Source organism: Curtobacterium sp. BNK-1 (assembly GCF_048685235.1).
Lineage (GTDB): Bacteria > Pseudomonadota > Gammaproteobacteria > Enterobacterales > Enterobacteriaceae > Pantoea > Pantoea agglomerans.
In genome coordinates this window covers 131,208-152,867 of sequence record NZ_JBLQTJ010000001.1, presented here as the reverse complement: position 1 = coordinate 152,867, position 21,660 = coordinate 131,208, and the positions used below count along the sequence as shown (strand labels likewise).

Sequence of the window (21,660 nt, the reverse complement as noted above, 5' to 3'; positions counted from 1 at the left end):
CTTTTTGGGGCGCAGCCTGTCTGCGCCCGCTGTTTTTGCGAACCCTGACCGCAAACGACTGTCACACTTATTAATTCCTCCCACCTTTTGCAGCGAGAGCGTTGTAGCAATGAAAAAACAAGCACGCCTGTTTAGCGCATTAGCCCTGAGTATTGGGATGAGCCTTGCCGCCGCGCCAGACGCGATGGCAACGCTGCCAGCACAAATTGCGGGCCAGCCGCTGCCGAGTCTGGCGCCGATGCTGGAGAAAGTGTTACCTGCCGTGGTCAGTGTGCATGTGGAAGGCACTGATTCGGGTGCACAGGCTCAGGATATTCCTGAGCCGCTGAAGCGTTTTTTTGGTCAGATGCCTGGCGGAAATAGTCAGCCACAGCCGTTTGAAGGTTTAGGGTCTGGCGTGATCATCGATGCCGCGAAAGGCTACGTGCTCACCAACAATCACGTGGTCAACGGTGCGGATAAAATCAACGTACAGCTTGGTGACGGCAGTGAATATGAAGCCAAACTGATTGGCCATGATGAGCAGACCGATATCGCGCTGATTCAGATTCAGGGCGCAAAAAACCTCACGCAGGTAAAAGTCGCGGACTCTGACCAGCTGAAAGTGGGTGATTTCGCGGTAGCGATCGGTAACCCGTTCGGTCTGGGACAGACGGCCACTTCCGGTATTATCTCCGCACTGGGGCGCAGCGGCCTGAACCTGGAAGGGCTGGAAAACTTTATTCAGACCGATGCCGCGATCAACCGTGGCAACTCAGGCGGTGCGCTGGTCAACCTTAACGGTGAACTGATCGGTATCAACACCGCGATTCTCGCCTCCAGCGGCGGTAACATCGGTATCGGCTTTGCTATCCCGAGTGATATGGCGATGAACCTCGCGCAGCAGCTGATTAAATTTGGTGAAGTGAAGCGCGGTCAGCTCGGCATCAAAGGCACTGAAATGACAGCCGATATGGCTAAAGCATTCAATGTCGATGCGCAGCGCGGCGCCTTTGTCTCTGAAGTCTTACCGCAATCTGCTGCGCAGAAAGCGGGCGTGAAGTCAGGCGATATCATTACGTCGATCAACGACAAGCCGATTACCAGCTTCGCTGAGTTGCGCGTGAAAGTAGGAACCACGCCGCCAGGTGAACAGGTTAAACTTGGCCTGCTGCGTGAAGGTAAGCCATTAACGGTTACCGTTACGCTGGAGCAGAGCGCACAGAGCACCGCCAGCGCACAGCTGATGTCACCCGCGCTTCAGGGCGCAACCCTGAGTGATGGACAGACTAAAACCGGTGATAAAGGCGTGAAGGTCGATACCATCGAAAAAGGCACACCGGCTGAACAGGTTGGTCTGCAGAAAGATGATGTGATTATCGGCGTTAACCGCAACCGGGTTCAGACCATTGCTGAAATGCGTAAAATACTGGAAGGGAAACCGCCGGTACTGGCACTGAATGTGGTGCGCGGCGATGAAAGTATCTATCTGTTGTTGAGATAAACCTCGCATTACGGCGGACACAAGCGCGTGTGTGTCCGCCGCTCTCATGCTATTCTCCCCTGCGATCTCCCCTGGCGTAATTTAACACCATGTTTCTTAAACTTTTGCGTGCCGTGGTGCTGGGCCTGATTGTGGCGGGTATTTTGCTCGCAGCACTGCCTGCACTGCGTATGGGCAGCGACGCCCTCTATAACCACGAAAATATTACAGACGAAACGCCCTTTAGCTTCAATCAAGGGGTGCGCCGCGCCGTGCCTGCCGTTGTGAACGTTTACAATCGTAGCGCCCACGGCAACAACAATCGAGGCATCACGACCCTGGGTTCAGGGGTGATCATGAATGCAAAAGGCTACATCCTTACCAATAAGCATGTGATCAATAATGCCGATCAAATTATCGTGGCGCTGCAGGATGGCCGCTTCTTTGAAGCGACGCTGGTGGGTTCCGATGGCATGACCGATCTGGCGGTACTGAAAATTACGGCCTCCGGCCTGCCCGTTATCCCCATCAATCCAAATCGCCAGGCGCATATCGGGGATGTGGTGATGGCTATCGGCAACCCCTATAACCTCGGTCAGACGGTCACGCAGGGCATTATCAGCGCCACGGGCCGGGTTGGCTTAAGCTCATCAGGCCGACAGAACTTCCTGCAGACCGATGCGTCAATCAATCAGGGTAACTCCGGCGGCGCGCTGATTAACTCGCTAGGCGAGCTGATGGGCATTAACACCCTGACCTTTGATAAAAGTAGTGATGGTGAAACCCCGGAAGGGATTGGTTTCGCCATTCCAACCGTTTTAGCCTCGAAGATCATGGATAAGCTGATTCGTGATGGTCGGGTGATCCGCGGCTATATCGGCATTACCGGGCGTGAGCTGCCGCCGCTGCATGGACAGGGGAGCAATCTGGATCGGGTTCAGGGCATTATTGTCAGCGTGGTCACACCAGATGGGCCAGCGGATAAAGCCGGGATTCAGGCCAACGATGTGCTGCTCAGCGTGAATGGCAAGCCGGCCATCTCCGCGCAGGAGACCATGGATCAGGTGGCAGAAATTCGCCCGGGTTCAGTGATTGATGTGCAGGTACTGCGAAACGATCAGAAACTGACGCTGCCGGTCACCATTCAGGAGTTTCCTGACAGCAGTAGTTAGCTGAAACCTGTGCCAGGTCAGGGATGGCCCGGCTGATTGCAAAGAAGGCCGCCATCCATGGCGGTCGGCCTCGCCATCCTGGCTCGGACGCTTTGCTCTTCATCCGGGCCAACCCTTCCCCTCTAATCCGCCATCGTTTGTGATTAACCGATTAGCAGCGATCCACCGGAAACGCGATGACATCGCTCAATGACTCCGCTTTCAACGCCAGCATGATCAGGCGATCGATACCCAGTGCGACCCCGGAACAGGCAGGCATGCCATGCGCCAGCGCATCCAGCAGATACGTATCAATAGGATGCACAGGCAGGCCGCGTGCCGCACGGCGACGGTTATCCTGCTCAAAACGCTGACGCTGCTCACGGCTGTCGGTCAGTTCACGGAAACCGTTCGCCAGCTCAATGCCTTTGTAATAGACCTCAAAGCGTTCGGCCACGCGGTGATCTTCGGTGCTGATCTCCGCCAGGGCTGCCTGGCTGGCCGGGAAATGATAAACGAAGCAGGGTTTATACTGACCAATCTTCGGTTCCACACCCAGCATAAACAGCAGCATCAGTAAGGTATCGCGATCTTCTTCTGCACGCGCCAGCTCGCCTTCACCCAGCTTCTCTGCCGCTTCACGCAACTGCGCTTTATCCGCTGACAGCGGATCCAGCTCAAGATGACGGATAAACGCCTGCTGATAGGAGAGCGACTCAGCGCTGTCACACTCCAGCACCTGCTGCATCAGATCGTCGACTTCGTTCATCAGACGGTACATATCGTAATGCGGCCGGTACCACTCCAGCATGGTGAATTCCGGGTTGTGGTGACGTCCCGCCTCTTCATTGCGGAAGCTGCGCGCCATCTGATAGATCGGGCCACTGCCCGCCGCCAGCAGGCGTTTCATATGATATTCCGGGCTGGTCATCAGCCAGAGATCGCGCCCCTGCGCAGCGCCAGGCCCGACAAAACGCGTCTGGAATGGCACCAGATGGATATCGGTAATGGTGGCCTGGCTCATCGCCGGCGTATCCACTTCCAGCACGCCGCGATCGGCAAAGAAACGACGCACTTCTGCTAAAATAGCGGCGCGTTTTAACAAATTGGCGATGGATGCGCTTGGTTGCCAGCTTGCCGTATCGCTCATGGTGATGACTCCTGATGCAAATTAGGGGGGGAAGTCTACCTGCAATGCCTGCGGCAAACAATCTCGTGCCCGTACTGCCAAAAACAGCGTTTCGGCTTCTATACTTAAGCGGTTAAATCACAAAGGAATCCCACTATGTCTCCATGGAAAACAGTTGTTGCCAGCCTGAGTGCTTTTCTCTCTGTCGCCTGCAGCACTACGCCGCCAAAGAACGTCACGGTCGTAGATAACTTTGACAGCCAGCGCTATCTCGGTCAGTGGTATGAGATTGCCCGCCTTAACCACCCTTTTGAGCGCGGCCTTGAACAGGTAACGGCAAACTACAGCCCGCGTGAAGATGGCGGCCTGAAGGTAATCAACCGTGGCTATAACGTCAAAAAGCAGCGCTGGCAGGAGAGCGTCGGCAAAGCCTACTTTACCGGTGAACCCACGCGGGCTTCTCTGAAAGTCTCTTTCTTCGGCCCCTTCTATGGCGGCTATAACGTAATTGCTCTCGATCCTGACTACCGCTATGCGCTGGTATGTGGACCGAATCGCCACTATCTCTGGATACTGTCACGCACACCACAACTGGAACCGGGCGTAAAAGAGAAACTGGTTGATCAGGCGCGTCGGGATGGTTTCCCGGTTGAAGAGTTAATCTGGGTAAAACAGAAATAGTGCAGAATCTGACAAGCCGGTACGAAAAGCATTTCGTACCGGTTGGAATAACAGGTTACTTCGTGCTGTTCTGAATCGCCTGGCCGCCCGCTTCGACATCTTCACCTACGCCACGCGTTGTATTACAAGCTGTGAGCAGGGAAGAGAGCACCAGTACAGAGAAGATTGCAGCAATACTTTTCTTTAACATAACAATGTCCTTTTTGATGGATGTAAAGTACAGCGCTTTAAGCATAGCCGGATTTCCGGCAGTTGCTGCTGGTGAGACTTTAAAAAGGACAATCAGTTAAGGTCATTTTGCTGCTCGCGAAATGGCACCACCTAAGTGAGAGACATCTTCGCCAAAACCGTGGAATGTGTTGCAGGCGCTTAGCGCAGAGGAGACCAGCAACGCGAACGCGATTAATTTTGCCAGCTTGATCATTTTTTTCTCTCAGACAAGAAAAAGGCGCACCAGAAGATGCGCCTGCGAATCTTATTTCACGCGTGACACGTATTCGCCAGAGCGGGTGTCAACTTTCACCACTTCGCCCTCTTGCACGAACAGTGGCACTTTCACCACGGCACCGGTAGAGAGTTTAGCTGGCTTGCCGCCAGTCCCTGCGGTATCACCTTTCAGGCCTGGATCGGTTTCGATAACTTCAGCTTCGATAAAGTTCGGCGGCTGAACGGCGATCGGACGACCGTTCCACAGCGTAACGATACATTCAGCGTTGTCCTGCAGCCATTTCGCTGCATCGCTTACCGTCTTCTCTTCAACCTGGAACTGCTCAAAGCTTTCCGGATGCATGAAGTGGTAGAACTCACCGTCGTTGTACAGGTAGTTCAGGTTGGTATCTACTACGTCAGCGCCTTCGGCGGAGTCGGTAGATTTAAAAGTTTTCTCAACGCGAGAACCCGTCAGCAGGCGACGCATTTTAACGCGCGCGAATGCCTGACCTTTACCCGGTTTAACGAACTCACTGGATTCGATGGCATACGGCTCGCCTTCGAACATGATTTTAAGACCGGGACGGAAATCGTTGCTAGAATAAGTCGCCATGAAGGCCCTCTACGAAAATTGACACTGGTACTAAGCCAAAAAAATGGCACACATTGTAACCCTAAAAACACCTTCCAGAGAAGATTGGTTGCAGCAACTTGCGGATGTTGTCACCGAACCTGATGAATTACTGCGGATTTTAGCCCTTGATCAGCACACTGAGCTGGCTGAAGGTGCGGATGCGCGGCGTCTTTTCGCCTTACGTGTACCGCATGCGTTCATCCGCCGGATGAAAAAAGGCGATGCGCACGACCCGCTGCTGCTTCAGGTACTGACCCGCCGCCAGGAATTCACTGATGCGCCAGGTTATAGCACCGATCCGCTCGATGAACAAAGCAACGTTGTACCTGGATTGCTGCATAAATACCGAAACCGGGCTTTATTGTTGGTAAAAGGCGGCTGCGCCGTCAACTGTCGCTACTGCTTCCGTCGTCATTTCCCCTATCAGGATAATCCCGGCAATAAGCGTAGCTGGCAGGCTGCACTGGACTATATCGCCAATCATCCCGAGCTGGATGAGATCATTTTCTCCGGCGGCGATCCGCTGATGGCGAAAGATCATGAGCTCGCCTGGCTTATCGCCGCGCTGGAACAGATCCCGCATCTGAAACGTCTGCGCATCCACAGCCGTTTACCGGTGGTGATACCGGCGCGCATTACCGATCAGCTCTGTCAGATGCTCAGCGAGACGCATCTGCAGGTGGTGATGGTGACGCACATCAACCATGCGCAGGAGATTGATGATGAGCTGCATGAGGCGATGAGCAGCCTGAAGCGTGCCGGTGTCACCCTGCTGAATCAGAGCGTCCTGTTGCGTGGCATCAACGATAATGCGCAGACGCTGGCCACCCTGAGCAATGCGCTATTTGATGCCGGCATTCTGCCCTACTATCTGCACGTGCTGGATAAGGTACAGGGTGCGGCGCATTTCTTTGTGTCAGATGACGAGGCCCGCCAGCTGGTGCGTGCATTACTGTCACAGGTCTCCGGCTATCTGGTGCCAAAGCTGGCGCGTGAAATTGGCGGAGAGCCAAGTAAAACACCGTTAGATTTACAGTTACGTCAGGAATAAAAACGGCCAGCACAAGGCTGGCCGGTTCAATTTGGCAGACTGCCTGATTCACATTATGGGCACTTGTAGACCTGGCCGGTCATTTTGCTGTCGAGTGGCGCAAACGCGGACAACAGGTTCTGCGTCGGACTGGTTGCTCCATAAATCACGTTACCGCCCATCTCCGCTGCGCGATTGCGCAGGTCGTTAGCTGCGCCACGCAGTGCGCTGGTTTCGCCGCCTGCACCGCTCAGCCAGTTGCTCTGTGAGCCGGTAATATTGCCCAGAAGCTGACAGGTATTGCCAGGCTGCTGATCGGTAAACGTTACGCGCTGTCCTGCTGAAGAGAGTTGCGTAGAGCTGCTGCAGCCCGCCAGCAATAACGCGCCAGCCGTCAGTCCGAGCAAGAGGTTAATCCGCATTGTAATCCCCATTTATTATCATCAGAGTCGGGTGGCAGCGTAGCAGAAAAAGGATTTTTCTTTCTGCACATTCATTGCCCTTATCCCGTTATATCGTCTCAATATTTCACGCCGCTTGCAGGCTGGCAAGCGTGCCGATGCTGGTGAATAAAATGAAGCCAGTCGATCAGTCGGCGCAGCCGCAGACAGCGTGACATATCAAGAGGAAAGACGAACGATTGCGCCTTACTTATACTATTTTCCCACCCAAAAGAAAAACCCCCGACCGTTTCCGATCGGGGGTGATGTCAGAGCGTGATGCCCTTAACCGGTGTAGCCATTACGTCGTGCATTTTCGATGCAATCGGCTTTGTTAACGTAGCCCTGACTGGCGGCGCCGGTAATATTGCCGTTGGGCGCCGTTCTTCTCCAGCGCCACTTGTGTGCTTCGTCCTTATAAAATTCCCATTTATCGTGCATTTTAATTTTCCTTAATCTGTTGTTTATCCCTTTCAGAGCGCGCTATTTTGCGCCGGGATCCACGTTAGAGCATCCCGCCCTGACTAAACCATGATGCAGAACATAAAAAAAGTTAATGGGTTTTTCCTGCTGCTGCCAGCATTCAGACGCTGAAAAAGAAAAACCCCCGACCGTTTCCGATCGGGGGTTCTTTGATGACTTAAGCAGTCAACGGCAATTACATCATGCCGCCCATACCGCCCATGCCACCCATACCGCCAGCGCCGCCGCCTAAATCAGGTGCGTCGCCTTTTGGCAGGTCAGTGACCATACATTCGGTCGTGATCATCAGACCCGCAACAGAGGCCGCGTACTGCAGAGCAGAACGGGTCACTTTGGTTGGGTCCAGGATACCGAAGTCGATCATGTTGCCGTACTCTTCAGTCTGCGCGTTGTAACCGTAGTTACCGTCGCCCGCTTTCACGTTGTTAGCGACAACAGATGGCTCTTCACCGGCGTTAGAAACGATCTGACGCAGTGGAGATTCCATCGCGCGCAGCGCAACTTTGATACCGACGTTCTGATCTTCGTTCTGACCACGCAGATCAACCAGCTGTGCTGCCACGCGAACCAGCGCCACACCACCACCAGCAACCACACCTTCTTCTACAGCAGCACGGGTTGCGTGCAGCGCATCTTCAACGCGGGCTTTCTTCTCTTTCATTTCAACTTCAGTTGCTGCGCCTACTTTCAGAACGGCTACGCCGCCTGCCAGTTTCGCTACGCGTTCCTGCAGTTTTTCTTTGTCGTAGTCAGACGTTGCTTCTTCGATCTGCTGACGAATCTGGGTTACACGGCCCTGAATTGTCGCTTCTTCACCCACACCGTCGATGATGGTGGTGGTGTCTTTGTTGATCACAACGCGTTTTGCCTGGCCCAGATCTTCCAGAGCCGCTTTCTCCAGTTCCATACCGATCTCTTCAGAGATTACGGTACCACCGGTCAGGATAGCGATATCCTGCAGCATAGCTTTACGACGGTCGCCGAAGCCTGGTGCTTTAACCGCAGCCACTTTCACGATGCCGCGCATGGTGTTAACCACCAGTGTTGCCAGCGCTTCGCCTTCAACATCTTCCGCGATGATCAGCAGTGGTTTGCCGGCTTTCGCAACGGCTTCCAGCACTGGCAGCATTTCACGGATGTTAGAGATTTTCTTGTCAGCCAGCAGGATGAACGGAGATTCCAGTTCAATCGCACCGGTTTCTGGCTTGTTGATGAAGTAAGGTGACAGGTAGCCGCGATCAAACTGCATACCTTCAACCACATCCAGCTCATCCTGCAGGCCGGTGCCTTCTTCAACGGTGATCACACCTTCTTTACCCACTTTCTCCATCGCCTGAGCAATCAGCTGGCCCACGGTTTCATCGGAGTTAGCAGAGATAGTACCTACCTGCGCAATCGCTTTAGAGTCAGAGCAAGGAACAGACAGCGCTTTCAGTTTCTCAACTGCAGCGATAACAGCCTGGTCAATACCGCGCTTCAGGTCCATCGGGTTCATACCCGCTGCGACCGCTTTCAGGCCTTCGGTGATGATAGACTGTGCCAGTACGGTTGCAGTGGTGGTACCGTCGCCCGCAGCGTCGTTCGCTTTAGAGGCAACTTCTTTCACCATCTGCGCGCCCATGTTCTCGAACTTGTCTTCCAGCTCGATTTCACGTGCCACAGAAACACCATCTTTAGTGATGGTCGGTGCACCAAAAGATTTATCCAGGACTACGTTACGGCCTTTAGGACCCAGGGTAACTTTTACTGCATCTGCCAGTACGTTCACGCCACGCAGCATTTTTACGCGTGCGTCATTACCGAATTTTACGTCTTTAGCTGCCATCTTTAAATATCCCTTAAATTCGTTTCGTTCAGTGAATTACGCGTAAAAATTACGCTTCAACAACGGCCAGAATGTCGCTCTCAGAGATGATAAGCACCTCTTCGTTGTCGATTTTCTCGGTTTTCGCGCCGTAACCTTCGCTGAAGATCACGATGTCGCCAACCTTCACGTCCAGCGGCTTAATGTCGCCACTCTCAAGGATGCGGCCATTGCCGACAGCCAGTACTTCACCACGGGTGGATTTACCGGCTGCGGAACCGGTCAGCACGATGCCGCCAGCTGATTTAGCTTCAACTTCTTTACGCTTGACGATAACGCGATCGTGCAATGGACGAATTTTCATTTGATAGCTCTCCTTTGAGAAGTCCAATCATTCAGTTTTGGGGTTGAACACCGGGCTGCATGGCTTCCGGCCTCGTGACCAGAGAGATAGGGCCGCTGCCACCCACTTTCAAGGGGGCGGACAACAAATTTTTTACCTGTGAGTGATAAGTGATGGCTTTTTGAACAGATGATGGGGCAAATAAAAAACGCAACCCGAAGGTTGCGCCAGCGTGCTGACAAACTCAGAACAGGATAACCCTGGCAGCAACGGCTAAGCTCAGGGCGCAGGAAACAGGGTCAGAAGAGGAAAGCGTCCCGCGCCACGGATGGCGCGGGCCGAGCAGTCATGGATGACGATTTTGCGACTTTCCGATCTGACCCTGTTCCCTGTGCGGCTCCGGTCTCACAGCTGGCCGGGTCAGGTTTTTCAACAATCTCACGCAACCCGAGGGTTGCGCTTTCAAAGGTGACAGCTGCGGTTAACGATCCTTGTGATCGTCATGATGCTCAAGGCGATCGCTGTCTTTACGCTCGAACTCGCCATCCATGGTGTAGCCGCTGTCTGGACCGGCTCCCGGTCCCCGCCAGACGCGCAGATGAGGCATCAGCTTCAGCGTCAGATGTTTCTGCACCGGTGGCAGCAGCAGCAGCAGGCCCAGCAGGTCGGTAAAGAAACCAGGCAGCAGCAGCAGGAAACCGGCGATGATCAGCGACACGCTTTTGATCATCTCATTGGCCGGGCTTTCATTACGTGCCAGCTTCTCCTGCATCAGCATAAAGTTTTTCATGCCCTGATTTTTGACCAGCGAGACGCCGATGCACGAGGTGAAGACCACCAGCAGCATGGTAAGCAGCACGCCCATGACGTGTGCAACCTGAATGAAGAGGGAAATCTCAATCCAGGCCAGAACGAAAAAGACTAATAACGGTATCCAGCGCACCGTACTCTCCTGTAAGTAGAGGCTGAACGGCAGCGTGCCGGTCAGCAGAAAGCGTTCATCCTGAGGATGATAAGAAAAGAGATGGGCACCCGCACCGCCATTTTCAACCGTTCCTGTCAAATTTAACCTGCGGGGTTAATTTTGTAACCAACTTCACATATCGTTAACCAGGCTGCAGCATTAAGTGATCTGCATGCGTGCTTTTCATATGCATCAGAATATGATCGCACACGCCCCTATGAAGACGGATAATATGTCGGCACGGGTACACCACGACAAAATAAACACATCCTTTGTGATGGTTAGCGGCAACAACAAGAAGGTTATCATGGCGAACAACATTCGTATCGAAGAAGACCTGTTAGGTATGCGCGAAGTTCCGGCGGATGCCTATTATGGCGTTCATACTCTGCGTGCGATTGAGAATTTTTATATCAGCAACAGCAAAATCAGCGACATACCTGAATTTGTCCGCGGCATGGTGATGGTAAAAAAAGCGGCGGCGATGGCCAACAAAGAGCTGCAGACCATCCCGCGCAACATTGCCGATACCATCATTAAGGCCTGCGACGAAGTGCTCAACAACGGCCGCTGCATGGACCAGTTCCCCGTGGATGTTTATCAGGGCGGTGCCGGAACCTCGGTCAACATGAACACCAATGAAGTGCTGGCGAACATCGGCCTGGAGCTGATGGGCCACCAGAAAGGGGAATATCAGTACCTCAACCCCAACGATCATGTGAACAAATGCCAGTCCACCAACGACGCTTACCCAACCGGTTTCCGCATCGCGGTCTACAGCTCGCTACTGAAACTGCTTGATGGCATCAGCCAGCTGGCCGAAGGCTTCCAGCACAAAGCCGATGAGTTCCAGACCATCCTGAAAATGGGCCGTACCCAGTTGCAGGATGCCGTGCCGATGACCCTCGGGCAGGAATTTCACGCCTTCAGCGTACTGCTGAACGAAGAGACCAAAAGCATTCTGCGCACCGCGGAACTGCTGCTGGAAGTGAACCTGGGCGCGACCGCCATCGGCACCCGCCTCAATACGCCGGAAGGCTATCAGCATCTGGCGGTACAGCGTCTGGCGGAAGTCAGCAACCTGCCGGTGGTGCCAGCGGAAGATCTGATTGAAGCAACCTCCGACTGCGGCGCCTATGTGATGGTCCATTCATCGCTGAAACGTCTGGCGGTGAAGCTCTCTAAAATCTGTAACGATCTGCGCCTGCTCTCCTCAGGCCCGCGTGCTGGTCTGAATGAAATCAACCTGCCAGAGCTGCAGGCGGGTTCCTCTATCATGCCCGCCAAGGTCAATCCGGTTGTACCGGAGGTGGTAAACCAGGTCTGCTTCAAAGTGATTGGCAACGACATCACCGTGACGATGGCCTCTGAAGCGGGCCAGCTGCAGCTCAACGTGATGGAGCCGGTGATTGGCCAGGCGCTGTTTGAGTCGATCAGCATTCTGACTAACGCCTGCTATAACCTGCTGGAGAAGTGCATCAACGGCATTACCGCCAACCGCGCAGTGTGCGAAGCCTATGTCTTCAACTCGATTGGTATCGTGACTTACCTCAACCCTTACATCGGCCACCACAACGGCGACATCGTCGGTAAAATCTGTGCGGAAACCGGTAAAAGCGTACGTGAGGTCGTGCTGGAGCGCGGCCTGCTGACGGAAAGTGAGCTGGACGATATCTTCTCGGTGCAGAACCTGATGTACCCGGTTTATAAAGCCAAACGTTATACTGATGAAAACGAACAGTAAGGTTTAACCGACGCTGGTTAACCAAAGGCACACCGCGATCAACACGGTGTGCCTTTTTTTTTGTTAAACAGCACACCCGGCTATTACCGGTTTATCTTTCAGGAGTCATTCATGTTTGTGGTTGAGCTGCTTATCGTCTTGATGGCGATCTGGTTGGGCGCACGTCTTGGCGGCATTAGTATCGGGTTCGCAGGCGGAATGGGCGTGCTGATCCTGACGCTGGGATTTGGCATGGCACCCGGTGCTATTCCGTTCGATGTGATTGAAATCATCATGGCGGTGATCGCCGCGATAGCCGCCATGCAGGTGGCAGGCGGCATGGATTATCTGGTGAGTCTGGCGGAACGCCTGCTGCGCCGCCATCCTCGCCACGTTACGCTGCTGGCCCCGCTGGTGACCTACCTGATGACGCTGCTGGCCGGTACCGGACACACCGCGTTCTCAACATTACCGGTGATTGCCGAAGTGGCGAAAGAGCAAGGCGTTCGCCCTTCCCGGCCGCTGTCGATTGCGGTAGTGGCTTCGCAGATCGCGATTACCGCATCACCCATTTCAGCCGCAGTGGTTTTCTTCGCCACCCTGCTTGAGCCGCGCGGCGTCAGCTATATCACGCTGCTGGCGATTGCCATCCCCTCAACCATGGTGGGCCTTTTCCTGGCGGCTCTGGTGACTAACTTCTTAGGCCGTGAGCTAAAGGATGATGAGGTCTATCAGGCGCGCCTCGCCAAAGGCGAAGTCACGCTGCGCGGCGCCAGCCTCTACCAGGCAAAACCGGGCGCGAAAAAATCGGTGCTGCTGTTTCTGACGGGCATTGTGGCCGTGGTGCTTTATGCCACCGCGACCAGCGCCAGCGTCGGGCTGATCGTCAATCCGCCACTGCCACGCAATGAAGCGATTGTGGTGTTTATGCTGACCATCGCCACGCTGATCAGCCTGACCTGCAAACTCGACACCAGCGAAATCCTCAGCGCCAGCACCTTTAAGTCCGGCATGAGCGCCTGTATCTGCGTAATGGGCGTCGCCTGGCTGGGCGATACCTTTGTGAAGGCACATCTGGCGGAGATTCAGATGCTGGCGGGCGACACGCTGAAAACCTATCCGTGGATGCTGGCGCTGGTGCTGTTCTTCGCCTCGATGCTGCTCTACTCGCAGGCTGCGACCACCAAAGCGCTGATGCCCGCCGCGCTGCTGCTGGGCGTTACGCCGCTTACTGCCATCGCTTCCTTCGCGGCGGTTTCGGCGCTGTTTGTGCTGCCGACCTACCCGACCCTGCTGGCCGCCGTTGAGATGGATGACACGGGTTCGACCCGGATTGGCAAGTATGTGTTTAACCATGCCTTTATCATTCCCGGCGTGATCGCCATTGCGCTGTCGGTGCTCTCTGGCTTCGTTTTTGGCGGATTGCTGCTATAAGCGCACTCCTCGTGTTACGGATGGAGCGTGCTATCATCGGCGCTCTTTAAAACAGGAGTTACAGGATGAATGCTGTCGTTATCCTCTGCACCACACCCGATCAGGTCACGGCGGAGCACCTTGCTGGCTTAGCGCTGGAAGCCAGGCTGGCGGCCTGTGTCACACTGCTGCCGGGCGCCACCTCCTGGTATCTCTGGCAGGGAAAAATGGAGCAGAGCAGCGAAGTCCAGATGCTGCTGAAATGCGACAGCGATCATCAGCAGTCGCTGTGTGATCTGCTCAAAGACGCTCACCCTTACGATGTGCCCGAACTGCTGGCGCTGCCGGTTCAATATGGAGACAGTGAATACTTGTCATGGCTGCACGCATCTCTCGCTTAATTACGCTTCTGCTGACGCTGTTTATCGGCCTGCAGGCGCACGCTTCACTCTTTTCAAATCCGACGACCAGTCGCTTTGTGCCGGTTGATCAGGCCTTTACTTTTGACTTCGACCAGCAGGGCGCGCAGCTCAACCTGCACTGGAAAGTGAAATCGGGTTATTACCTCTATCGCCAGCAGATCCACATCACACCGCAGAACGCGACCATCGCGCCGTTAACGCTGCCGGCTGGTCAGCCGCATGAAGATGAATTCTTCGGCAAAAGTGAAATCTATCCGCAGGATCTGACGCTGCCGGTGACGCTGCAACAGGCGGCCAGCGGCGCCACGCTCAGTGTGACTTATCAGGGCTGTGCCGCCGCCGGATTCTGTTATCCGCCAGAAACGCGCAGCGTTCCGGTAAGTGCGGTGACCGCCAGCAGCGCACCGCCGCCGGTCAGCGCTCAGCCCGCGCCCGCCAGCCCGCTGCCTTTCTCGCCGCTCTGGGCGCTACTGATTGGTATCGGTGTCGCGTTTACGCCCTGCGTACTGCCGATGTATCCGCTGATCTCCGGCATTATCCTTGGCGGACAGCGCCACTATTCGCTGGGCCGGCTGTTCGCGCTGGCGATGGTCTATGTGCAGGGGATGGCGCTGACCTACACGCTGCTGGGAGTAGTCGTCGCGGCAGCGGGCCTGCGCTTCCAGGCCGCGTTGCAGCATCCTTATGTGCTGTTCACGCTCTCACTGCTGTTTATCGTGCTGGCGCTGTCGATGTTCGGCCTGTTTACGCTGCAACTGCCCGCCAGCCTGCAAACCCGCCTGACCCTGTGGAGTAATCGTCAGCAGGGTGGCTCGCTGCCCGGCGTCTTCCTGATGGGGGCACTGGCGGGTTTGATCTGCTCGCCATGCACCACGGCCCCGCTCAGCGCCATTCTGCTTTACATCGCGCAGAGCGGAAATCTGTGGGCCGGTGCCGGGACGCTGTGGCTCTATGCGGTCGGAATGGGATTACCGCTGATCGCCGTGACCCTGTTTGGCAACCGGCTGCTGCCAAAAAGCGGCCCGTGGATGCAAACCGTTAAAGAGGGCTTTGGTTTTGTCATCCTGGCGCTGCCGGTCTTCCTGCTGGAGCGGGTGCTGGGCGATGCGTGGGGATTGCGGCTCTGGAGCCTGCTCGGCGTCGCGTTCTTTGGCTGGGCGTTCAGCGTCAGCCTGCGCGCCAGCAGCGGTAAGTGGCGCGTAGTGCAGATTATCATGCTGGCCGCTGCGTTGATCAGCGCACGCCCGTTGCAGGACTGGGCCTTTGACGGACCGGCGCAGCAGCAGGCTGTGGCACCGCTGCCGTTCCATACTATCCAGACGCCGCAGCAGCTCGATAGCGCGCTGCAGCAGGCCCGTGGCCGCATCACCATGGTCGATCTCTACGCTGACTGGTGCGTCGCCTGCAAAGAGTTTGAAAAATATACCTTTAGTGACAGCGCCGTGCGCGATAGCCTGAGTCAGGTACAGCTGCTCCAGGCTAACGTCACCGCCAACAACGCCAGTGACAACGCGCTGTTGCAGCACCTTCAGGTGCTGGGCTTACCGACGATTTTGTTCTTTGATGCGCAGGGCCGCGAAATCGCCGGATCGCGCATCACCGGGTTTCTCAATGCCGCCGACTTCCGGGCGCATTTGCAGAAACTTACCCCGTAAACAACACTGGAGTCAGGTCATTGCCCGGTGCCTTACCGGGCCTGCATACCAGAGGAGAGTCACTTGCAGCGTGAACAGATACTCGAGCATGCATTGAATGTGCTTGAACAGAACGGCCTCGCCGCCACCCTCTCATTGGAAACCCTGGCGGGATCCGAATTAACCCGTGACCAGCTTCAGCAGTTCTGGCCCGATCGTGACGCCCTGCTCTACGATGCACTGCGCTATCACGGGCAGCAGATTGATACCTGGCGACGCCAGATCCTGCTGGATGAATCGCTGTCGCCCGACCAGAAGCTGATGGCACGCTATGAGGTCCTGAGTGAGCAGGTCAGCAAAGGACGCTTTCCAGGCTGCCTGTTTATTGCCGCCTGTAGCTTCTACCCGCAGCCCGATCAGCCCATCCATCAACTGGCCGAACAGCAGAAACGCGGCTCATGGCAGTTCACCCACGACATTCTGGTGGAGCAGGCGCTGGACAACCCCAGCATGGTGGCCGATCAGATGGAGCTGATTCTTGAAGGCTGCCTCAGCAAGCTGCTGGTGAAGCGCAATGTGCAGGATGTCGCCACCGCACAGCGGCTGGCGGAGGATGTTTACAGCATCGCGCTGTGCCGTAAAAATGGCGCGCTGGCCTGAGGTTTTACCCGCTTTGACTGAAAATCAGGCAATCAGTCACGTTTCCAGGGGTTTTTTAGTGAAAGCCGTTGACGACCCGCGGCCTTTACGGTTTAATGCGCCCCGTTGCCCGAATAGCTCAGTCGGTAGAGCAGGGGATTGAAAATCCCCGTGTCCCTGGTTCGATTCCGGGTTCGGGCACCATATTTAAAGAACCCGCCTCTGGCGGGTTTTTGCTTTTGTGGAGCGAACCCGTTATCGAAGGTTCGATACACTCGCCACATCCTGTGGCTCACCCTCCGGGTCGCGCGAAGCCGCGCGATGCAAAAATGCTCCCGGCATTTTTGTCCGGGTTCGGGCACCATATTTAAAGAACCCGCCTCTGGCGGGTTTTTTGCTTTTGTGGAGCGAACCCGTTATCGAAGGTTCGATACACTCGCCACATCCTGTGGCTCGCCCTCCGGGTCGCGCGAAGCCGCGCGATGCAAAAATGCTCCCGGCATTTTTGTCCGGGTTCGGGCACCATATTTAAAGAACCCGCCTCTGGCGGGTTTTTGCTTTTGTGGAGCGAACCCGTTATCGAAGGTTCGATACACTCGCCACATCCTGTGGCTCGCCCTCTGCTTCAGCACGCCACCCACACTGCACCGGCATCCGCCGATTTCACGCACTGCGCGACCCAGCGCACGCCCATTAATCCGGCATGCACGTCGGGATACCAGAAATTCTGCAGGAAGTCGGTGTCATGGCGATCGGTGGCATCCATCGCCAGCGCGAAGCGACGATAAAGATTGGACCAGGCTTCAAATAACCCCTCGGTATGCCCTCCGCCAATGCGGTCCTCTTCCAGCGCGCGCGGATTAAGATAGCCCATGCCGCGCTCCAGAATGCGCACTGGCTCGCCCTGCACTTCATAGCGCAACTGGTTCGGCTGCTCATCCCACCATTCCAGACTGGCTTTCGATCCGACGACCCGAATCTTCTGCCCGTGCATCGATCCGGCATTCACCGCCGACGCCCATAACGTGCCGACCGCGCCGTTGTCATACTCCATCATCACAAAGGCGTTATCCTCCAGCGGCGCACGCGACGCGACAAAGCTCTGACGCGAACAGAGCAGACGTGTCACTTTCAGCTGTGGCAACATCGTTTCTGCGATAAACAAAGGATGCGTCGCCAGGTCGCCTAACACGTAACTCGGGCCGACAAAGCGCGGATCGACCCGCCAGCGGGTGCTTTCACTCTGCAACTCCACCGCCTCATTATGGAAGCCGTGGGCAAACTGCATGTTAACGATGCGGATCTCACCCAGAGCCCCTTCAGCGATCATCTCCCTGGCCTGATGAACCAGCTGATGCCCGGCGTAACCGTAGGTGACGCCAACAACCTTCTGCTTCTCCCGGCTCAGCTGCTCCAGCTCATCCGCCTCTTCGACCGTAAAACAGAGGGGCTTCTCGCACACCACATGCAGCCCGGCATTAAGCGCCGCGCGGCAAATGGCGAAATGAGTATTATTAGGCGTGGCGACAGACACCGCCTCAATGCCATCTTCACGCGCGGCTTCCCCGGCGAACAGGCTGGCATAATCGGGATAACAGCGGTCCGGTGCCACACCCAGCGCCTGACCAAACTCACGCCCGCGTGCGGCATCAATATCAAACGCCCCCGCCAGCAGCACAAAGTTTCCGTCACGCTGTGCCGCAGAGCGATGGATATAGCCAATCTGGCTGGTGCCGCCGCCGCCGATCATGCCCCAGCGCAGCGAGCGATTAGCCGCTTTTTTACCGTTAATCATGCTGTTGTCCTCAAAATCCTGTTGATCGGAGATAGTCCAGGCTGGCTTTAACATCCCGCAGACTGGTGTCGGCATGGCGCGGATCACGCTCCTGTTCGATGGTGATCCAGCCCTGATAGTTACGCTCAGTCAGCAGCGTGCGCACCGCCGGATAGTCAATTGCGCCCTGCCCCAGCGGACACATCACCCCCTGCGCGCAGGCAGTGAAAAAGTCGAGTCCGCGAGAGAGGGCGTCTCGCCAGACCCGCTGGTTAACGTCTTTGAAGTGGAGGTAATCGATGCGGGTCCAGTACTGTTGCAGTGAAGCGACCGGATCCATCCCGGCGTAATAGAGATGGCCGGTATCCAGACATAAACCAGCCACCTGATGCGGAATATCACTGACCAGCCGCGCAAGCTCATCGGCAAACTCAATGCAGCCGCCCGCATGCGGATGGATCACCGGTCGCACGCCATACTCCTGCCAGGCAATCTCACTGAGAATGGTGATGTGTCGCATCATGCGCTGCCAGTCGTCAGCGGAGAGCCGTGGCGCTTTTTCTGACTGACCGGCATATTTCGCCCGCTCCGGATTCCCGAAGTCGATGATCACCAGATAAGGCGCGCTGGCGCCGGGCGTTTTGACGGCGGCTGGTACGCTGGCCAGGGTACGGCACAGGTTGTGGGTCAGCGTCACCAGTTCAGGGAAATGCGCTTCACTGACCAAATCATCAAAAATCGTACCCGCCACCAGCGAAAGCTGATGCGCATTAAGCTGCCGCGTCAGTTCGGCTGCATCCGCTGGCAGATAGCCCCAGGGGCCAAGTTCAATACTGGGATAACCAGCCAGAGCGGCTTCAGTCAGGACTTTCTGCCATGGCGGCAGCCAGGGATTAGCGGGATCGTCCACGCCCCAGCTACAGGGCGCATTAGCAATGTGAAAGGTCATGATATCTGCCTGTGCAGTGAGAACTACTGGCAGTATCAAATGAAAATTTCATCTCAGACAACAATGAAAGTTTCATTTTTTGATAGAGATCGCGTTTAAATATTTCTTTATATGATAGGTTTCTATCAAATATCCACTAACCTGCTCTTTCTACAGGTTTTCACGCGTCACGATTTCAAAGGGTACGGTCACCTGCGCAAAATGGTCGCGCTGTTCCATCCGGCTGTTGAGGCAGGTGGCGATCACCGCCGCAGCCATGGCATCAATACGATGGCGCAACATCAGCGTAATGGTGCCATCAATCAGCGCCAGCTCATCGCCGGGCAGCGGACCGTGGCACAGCAGATCGATCTGTCTGCGCCCGCTGTCACGCAGCGCCCGCACCACACCCTCTATGCCGCCGCAGGGCGCATAAATCATCACCAGATCATCATGGGTGTCCAGCAACTGCCGGGTCGCCTGATAGCCTCCTTCACCCGACTCATGCGTTTTTAACGGTTCCAGTACCCGCTGGCTGATGCCTGACTCGCGCAGGTAAGAGCGGAAACTGATCTCGCTGCTCTCCTGGCAGGTAAAGCGGTGATCGCCCAGCAGCACCCCAACGCATCCCGGCTGACGCAGCAGATGCTGTGCCATCCAGGCCGCCGTACGTCCCGCTTTCTGATTATCAATGCCGATAAACCCCGCATGCTCACAGGGCGAGAAATCAGAAAAGAGCGCGTAAACCCGTACGCCCAGTCGTGACACATCCTGAATCGCGTGACGAATCAGCGGATGATCCAGCGCCACCAGCGCAATCACATCACTGCGCTGTGCCAGCAGACGCAGCGAGTGCGCCACCGCCTCCACTTCATGAATATCATGCCAGCAGAATTCAGGTTCGCTGCCCTGTGGCTGCTGCGCCTTCAGCTGCTGTTTCAGCACCTCGCCTAGCTGCTGATAAAACGAATAACGGGCAGGCAGCAGGATAAAGCTCACGCGAACTGTTGCCGCAGCGAGCGGCGATGTTGTCCGGATGTGTGCCTGCGTCAGGTGATAGCCCAGCTCGCGGGCCGCAGCCAGCACTTTCTGCTCGGTCACGCTGCGCACCGGCGCGCGTCCATTCAGCACCCGATCCACGGTGGCCACGCCCACGCCCGCCGCCTGCGCAATAGCGGTCATCGTCACTTTTGACATCATCCTTCTCCCTGCTTCTGCTTTCTGTAGCGCTGGCTGACGGCTACGCCTATATATTCTGTTGTCTGAAACATCAACACTCTATCGCGGCACAGCCATTTCCTCTCATTTATTTGATAGAAAGTCAGCGTTAATCTTGATCGTCCTCGCAAAATGAAACATTCATTTCTTTCTGCGTTCTCTTTAAAACGCCCATTTGCTAAAACGGATAAAAATCCTGCGCCGATCGGGTTGATGGGATCACATCATTAAAAGGTTAGAGCGACGACGGCGGGCTTTCTATAGTGGAGCCCTGAGCAGCACCTGCCTGCACGTATAAAAGGAAAAGTTATGTTCCCTTCAACGCTTCCGGTTCCACGCCTGACCGCTGCCAGCCAGGTACCACAGTTGCGCTGGGGCATTATCGGGCCGGGCTGGATCGCCGACCATTTTGCCCATGCACTGCGCAAGCATACCCACCAGCAGATCACGGCGGTGGCTGCGCGTGACCCGGCAAAAGCGCAGGCCTTTGCCGACAAATGGTCAATCAGCCATGCCACGGGCAGTATCGACGTGCTGCTGGCGCGGGAGGATGTTGATGCGGTCTATATCGCTACGCCCCACAACCACCATTTTCCCGATGGTCTGCGCGCGATTGCCGCCGGAAAGCATCTGCTGATTGAAAAGCCGCTGGCGCTGAATGCTCAGCAGGCGACACAGCTTAAACTGGCCGCCGCTGCCGCGAACCTGCTCTGTATGGAGGCGATGTGGTGCAACTTCACACCGAAATATGACGTTATCCGTCAGCTGCTGGAGGATGGCGTGCTCGGCGATGTTCACACCCTGATTGCCGATCATGGCGAGTTTTTCACCCCAGACCATCGCATCTTCAACGCCGATCTGGCGGGCGGCCCGATGCTGGATCTGGGCAGCTATCTGGTGGCGCTTAGCGTGTTTGTTGGCGGCGGTGCGCCTGACACGATCGTCGCCCGGGGCCAGCCCGTCCCGGCTGGGCGTGTAAACGGTCAGACGTCGATGCTGTTTACCCATCAGCACGGCATGCATTCGGTGCTGAATACCACCCTGTTCAGCAACACGCCAGGCGGCGCGGTGATCGCCGGACGCGAGGCCACGCTGGAACTGGCGGGCCAGTTCTATGCGCCTGGTAACTTCACCCTGACCTCCAGCGATCGGCGTCATCGCCTGCAGTGGCAGGAGCCTGCCAGCCGCTATGAACAGCTCTGTCATGAAATTAACCATTTCGCCTGGTGTATCGGTCAGAACCGGATCGATTCACCCATCCATTCGCTTGACCAGGCGATTACCACCCTGGCCACGATGGACAACGTCAGGCAGCAGATTGGCGTGACCTTCAATGAAGAACAGCAACCTTAATGTGCC

22 protein-coding genes and 1 tRNA gene are annotated in these 21,660 nt (G+C 55.8%); 11 read left to right on the top strand and 12 right to left on the bottom strand.

The window, feature by feature from the left end:
* Positions 1 to 109 precede the first annotated feature (109 nt).
* Positions 110 to 1,483, top strand: coding sequence for a serine endoprotease DegQ (gene degQ / locus ACMGGP_RS00690; protein WP_010251960.1), 1,374 nt, complete (start codon positions 110 to 112; stop codon positions 1,481 to 1,483).
* 89 nt (positions 1,484 to 1,572) lie between these two features.
* Positions 1,573 to 2,634 carry an outer membrane-stress sensor serine endopeptidase DegS gene (gene degS, locus ACMGGP_RS00685; RefSeq protein WP_010251964.1) on the top strand — a complete coding sequence of 354 codons (1,062 nt, stop codon included), beginning with the start codon at positions 1,573 to 1,575 and terminating at the stop codon, positions 2,632 to 2,634.
* 151 nt (positions 2,635 to 2,785) lie between these two features.
* On the opposite strand, the gene epmA is transcribed toward degS, so the two are convergent.
* Positions 2,786 to 3,763, bottom strand: a complete 978-nt coding sequence (epmA, locus tag ACMGGP_RS00680) for an elongation factor P--(R)-beta-lysine ligase (RefSeq protein ID WP_498798042.1) — start codon at positions 3,761 to 3,763, stop codon at positions 2,786 to 2,788.
* A gap of 135 nt (positions 3,764 to 3,898) precedes the next feature.
* On the opposite strand from epmA, the gene ACMGGP_RS00675 reads away from it, so the two are divergent.
* The gene (locus tag ACMGGP_RS00675; protein WP_010672015.1) at positions 3,899 to 4,423 is read left to right on the top strand and encodes a lipocalin family protein; all 525 of its coding nucleotides are present in this window, start codon (positions 3,899 to 3,901) and stop codon (positions 4,421 to 4,423) included.
* 55 nt (positions 4,424 to 4,478) lie between these two features.
* On the opposite strand, the gene ACMGGP_RS00670 is transcribed toward ACMGGP_RS00675, so the two are convergent.
* From ACMGGP_RS00670 to efp, 3 genes are all read right to left on the bottom strand, one after another.
* Entirely contained in the window at positions 4,479 to 4,613 is a 135-nt protein-coding gene (locus ACMGGP_RS00670) for an entericidin A/B family lipoprotein (RefSeq protein ID WP_003848302.1), read from the bottom strand.
* 102 nt (positions 4,614 to 4,715) lie between these two features.
* Positions 4,716 to 4,847, bottom strand: coding sequence for an entericidin A/B family lipoprotein (locus tag ACMGGP_RS00665; protein ID WP_003848306.1), 132 nt, complete (start codon positions 4,845 to 4,847; stop codon positions 4,716 to 4,718).
* A 51-nt stretch (positions 4,848 to 4,898) separates the two neighbouring features.
* A complete protein-coding gene (gene efp, locus ACMGGP_RS00660) occupies positions 4,899 to 5,465 on the bottom strand; it encodes an elongation factor P (RefSeq protein ID WP_010251979.1) in 567 nt (188 codons plus the stop codon).
* Between the two features lie 43 nt (positions 5,466 to 5,508).
* On the opposite strand from efp, the gene epmB reads away from it, so the two are divergent.
* Positions 5,509 to 6,537 carry an EF-P beta-lysylation protein EpmB gene (epmB, locus tag ACMGGP_RS00655; RefSeq protein WP_498798041.1) on the top strand — a complete coding sequence of 343 codons (1,029 nt, stop codon included), beginning with the start codon at positions 5,509 to 5,511 and terminating at the stop codon, positions 6,535 to 6,537.
* A 53-nt stretch (positions 6,538 to 6,590) separates the two neighbouring features.
* Here epmB and ACMGGP_RS00650 read toward each other — a convergent pair whose 3' ends face one another.
* The 5 genes from ACMGGP_RS00650 to ACMGGP_RS00630 all read right to left on the bottom strand — a co-directional run bounded on the left by ACMGGP_RS00650 (position 6,591) and on the right by ACMGGP_RS00630 (position 10,649).
* Positions 6,591 to 6,938, bottom strand: a complete 348-nt coding sequence (locus tag ACMGGP_RS00650; protein WP_010251983.1) for a DUF4156 domain-containing protein — start codon at positions 6,936 to 6,938, stop codon at positions 6,591 to 6,593.
* A 303-nt stretch (positions 6,939 to 7,241) separates the two neighbouring features.
* Positions 7,242 to 7,397, bottom strand: coding sequence for a YegP family protein (locus ACMGGP_RS00645; protein WP_010251985.1), 156 nt, complete (start codon positions 7,395 to 7,397; stop codon positions 7,242 to 7,244).
* A gap of 217 nt (positions 7,398 to 7,614) precedes the next feature.
* Entirely contained in the window at positions 7,615 to 9,264 is a 1,650-nt protein-coding gene (gene groL, locus ACMGGP_RS00640; RefSeq protein WP_010251987.1) for a chaperonin GroEL, read from the bottom strand.
* 49 nt (positions 9,265 to 9,313) lie between these two features.
* Entirely contained in the window at positions 9,314 to 9,607 is a 294-nt protein-coding gene (locus ACMGGP_RS00635) for a co-chaperone GroES (protein ID WP_010251990.1), read from the bottom strand.
* A gap of 460 nt (positions 9,608 to 10,067) precedes the next feature.
* On the bottom strand, positions 10,068 to 10,649 hold the full coding sequence (locus tag ACMGGP_RS00630) for an FxsA family protein (protein WP_498798040.1): 582 nt from the start codon (positions 10,647 to 10,649) through the stop codon (positions 10,068 to 10,070).
* A 208-nt stretch (positions 10,650 to 10,857) separates the two neighbouring features.
* Between ACMGGP_RS00630 and aspA the strand changes: the two genes are divergently transcribed.
* The 6 genes from aspA to ACMGGP_RS00600 all read left to right on the top strand — a co-directional run bounded on the left by aspA (position 10,858) and on the right by ACMGGP_RS00600 (position 16,585).
* Positions 10,858 to 12,294: an aspartate ammonia-lyase gene (gene aspA, locus ACMGGP_RS00625; RefSeq protein ID WP_010251996.1), complete on the top strand. Its 1,437-nt coding sequence runs from the start codon at positions 10,858 to 10,860 to the stop codon at positions 12,292 to 12,294.
* A gap of 111 nt (positions 12,295 to 12,405) precedes the next feature.
* A complete protein-coding gene (locus ACMGGP_RS00620) occupies positions 12,406 to 13,707 on the top strand; it encodes an anaerobic C4-dicarboxylate transporter (RefSeq protein WP_498798039.1) in 1,302 nt (433 codons plus the stop codon).
* Between the two features lie 65 nt (positions 13,708 to 13,772).
* Positions 13,773 to 14,087: a divalent cation tolerance protein CutA gene (cutA, locus tag ACMGGP_RS00615; protein ID WP_498798038.1), complete on the top strand. Its 315-nt coding sequence runs from the start codon at positions 13,773 to 13,775 to the stop codon at positions 14,085 to 14,087.
* Positions 14,063 to 15,763, top strand: a complete 1,701-nt coding sequence (locus ACMGGP_RS00610) for a protein-disulfide reductase DsbD (protein WP_089414648.1) — start codon at positions 14,063 to 14,065, stop codon at positions 15,761 to 15,763. Before cutA ends, ACMGGP_RS00610 begins: the two co-directional genes overlap by 25 nt.
* A 63-nt stretch (positions 15,764 to 15,826) precedes the next feature.
* Complete coding sequence (gene dicD, locus ACMGGP_RS00605; RefSeq protein ID WP_010252014.1) at positions 15,827 to 16,402, top strand: division control transcriptional repressor DicD; 576 nt, start codon at positions 15,827 to 15,829, stop codon at positions 16,400 to 16,402.
* Between the two features lie 107 nt (positions 16,403 to 16,509).
* Positions 16,510 to 16,585 (top strand) — tRNA-Phe (locus tag ACMGGP_RS00600).
* A 421-nt stretch (positions 16,586 to 17,006) separates the two neighbouring features.
* Here the strand turns inward: ACMGGP_RS00600 and ACMGGP_RS00595 are convergent.
* From ACMGGP_RS00595 to ACMGGP_RS00585, 3 genes are all read right to left on the bottom strand, one after another.
* Entirely contained in the window at positions 17,007 to 18,176 is a 1,170-nt protein-coding gene (locus ACMGGP_RS00595; protein ID WP_033759601.1) for a Gfo/Idh/MocA family protein, read from the bottom strand.
* A gap of 10 nt (positions 18,177 to 18,186) precedes the next feature.
* Entirely contained in the window at positions 18,187 to 19,104 is a 918-nt protein-coding gene (locus tag ACMGGP_RS00590; protein ID WP_111534508.1) for a TIM barrel protein, read from the bottom strand.
* Between the two features lie 150 nt (positions 19,105 to 19,254).
* A complete protein-coding gene (locus tag ACMGGP_RS00585; protein WP_498798037.1) occupies positions 19,255 to 20,283 on the bottom strand; it encodes a LacI family DNA-binding transcriptional regulator in 1,029 nt (342 codons plus the stop codon).
* Positions 20,284 to 20,610: 327 nt separating this feature from the next.
* Here ACMGGP_RS00585 and ACMGGP_RS00580 point away from each other — a divergent pair, with 327 nt between their 5' ends.
* Positions 20,611 to 21,654 (top strand): Gfo/Idh/MocA family protein, encoded by a 1,044-nt coding sequence (locus ACMGGP_RS00580; protein ID WP_010672024.1) that lies wholly within the window; start codon positions 20,611 to 20,613, stop codon positions 21,652 to 21,654.
* The last annotated feature ends 6 nt before the right edge of the window (positions 21,655 to 21,660 follow it).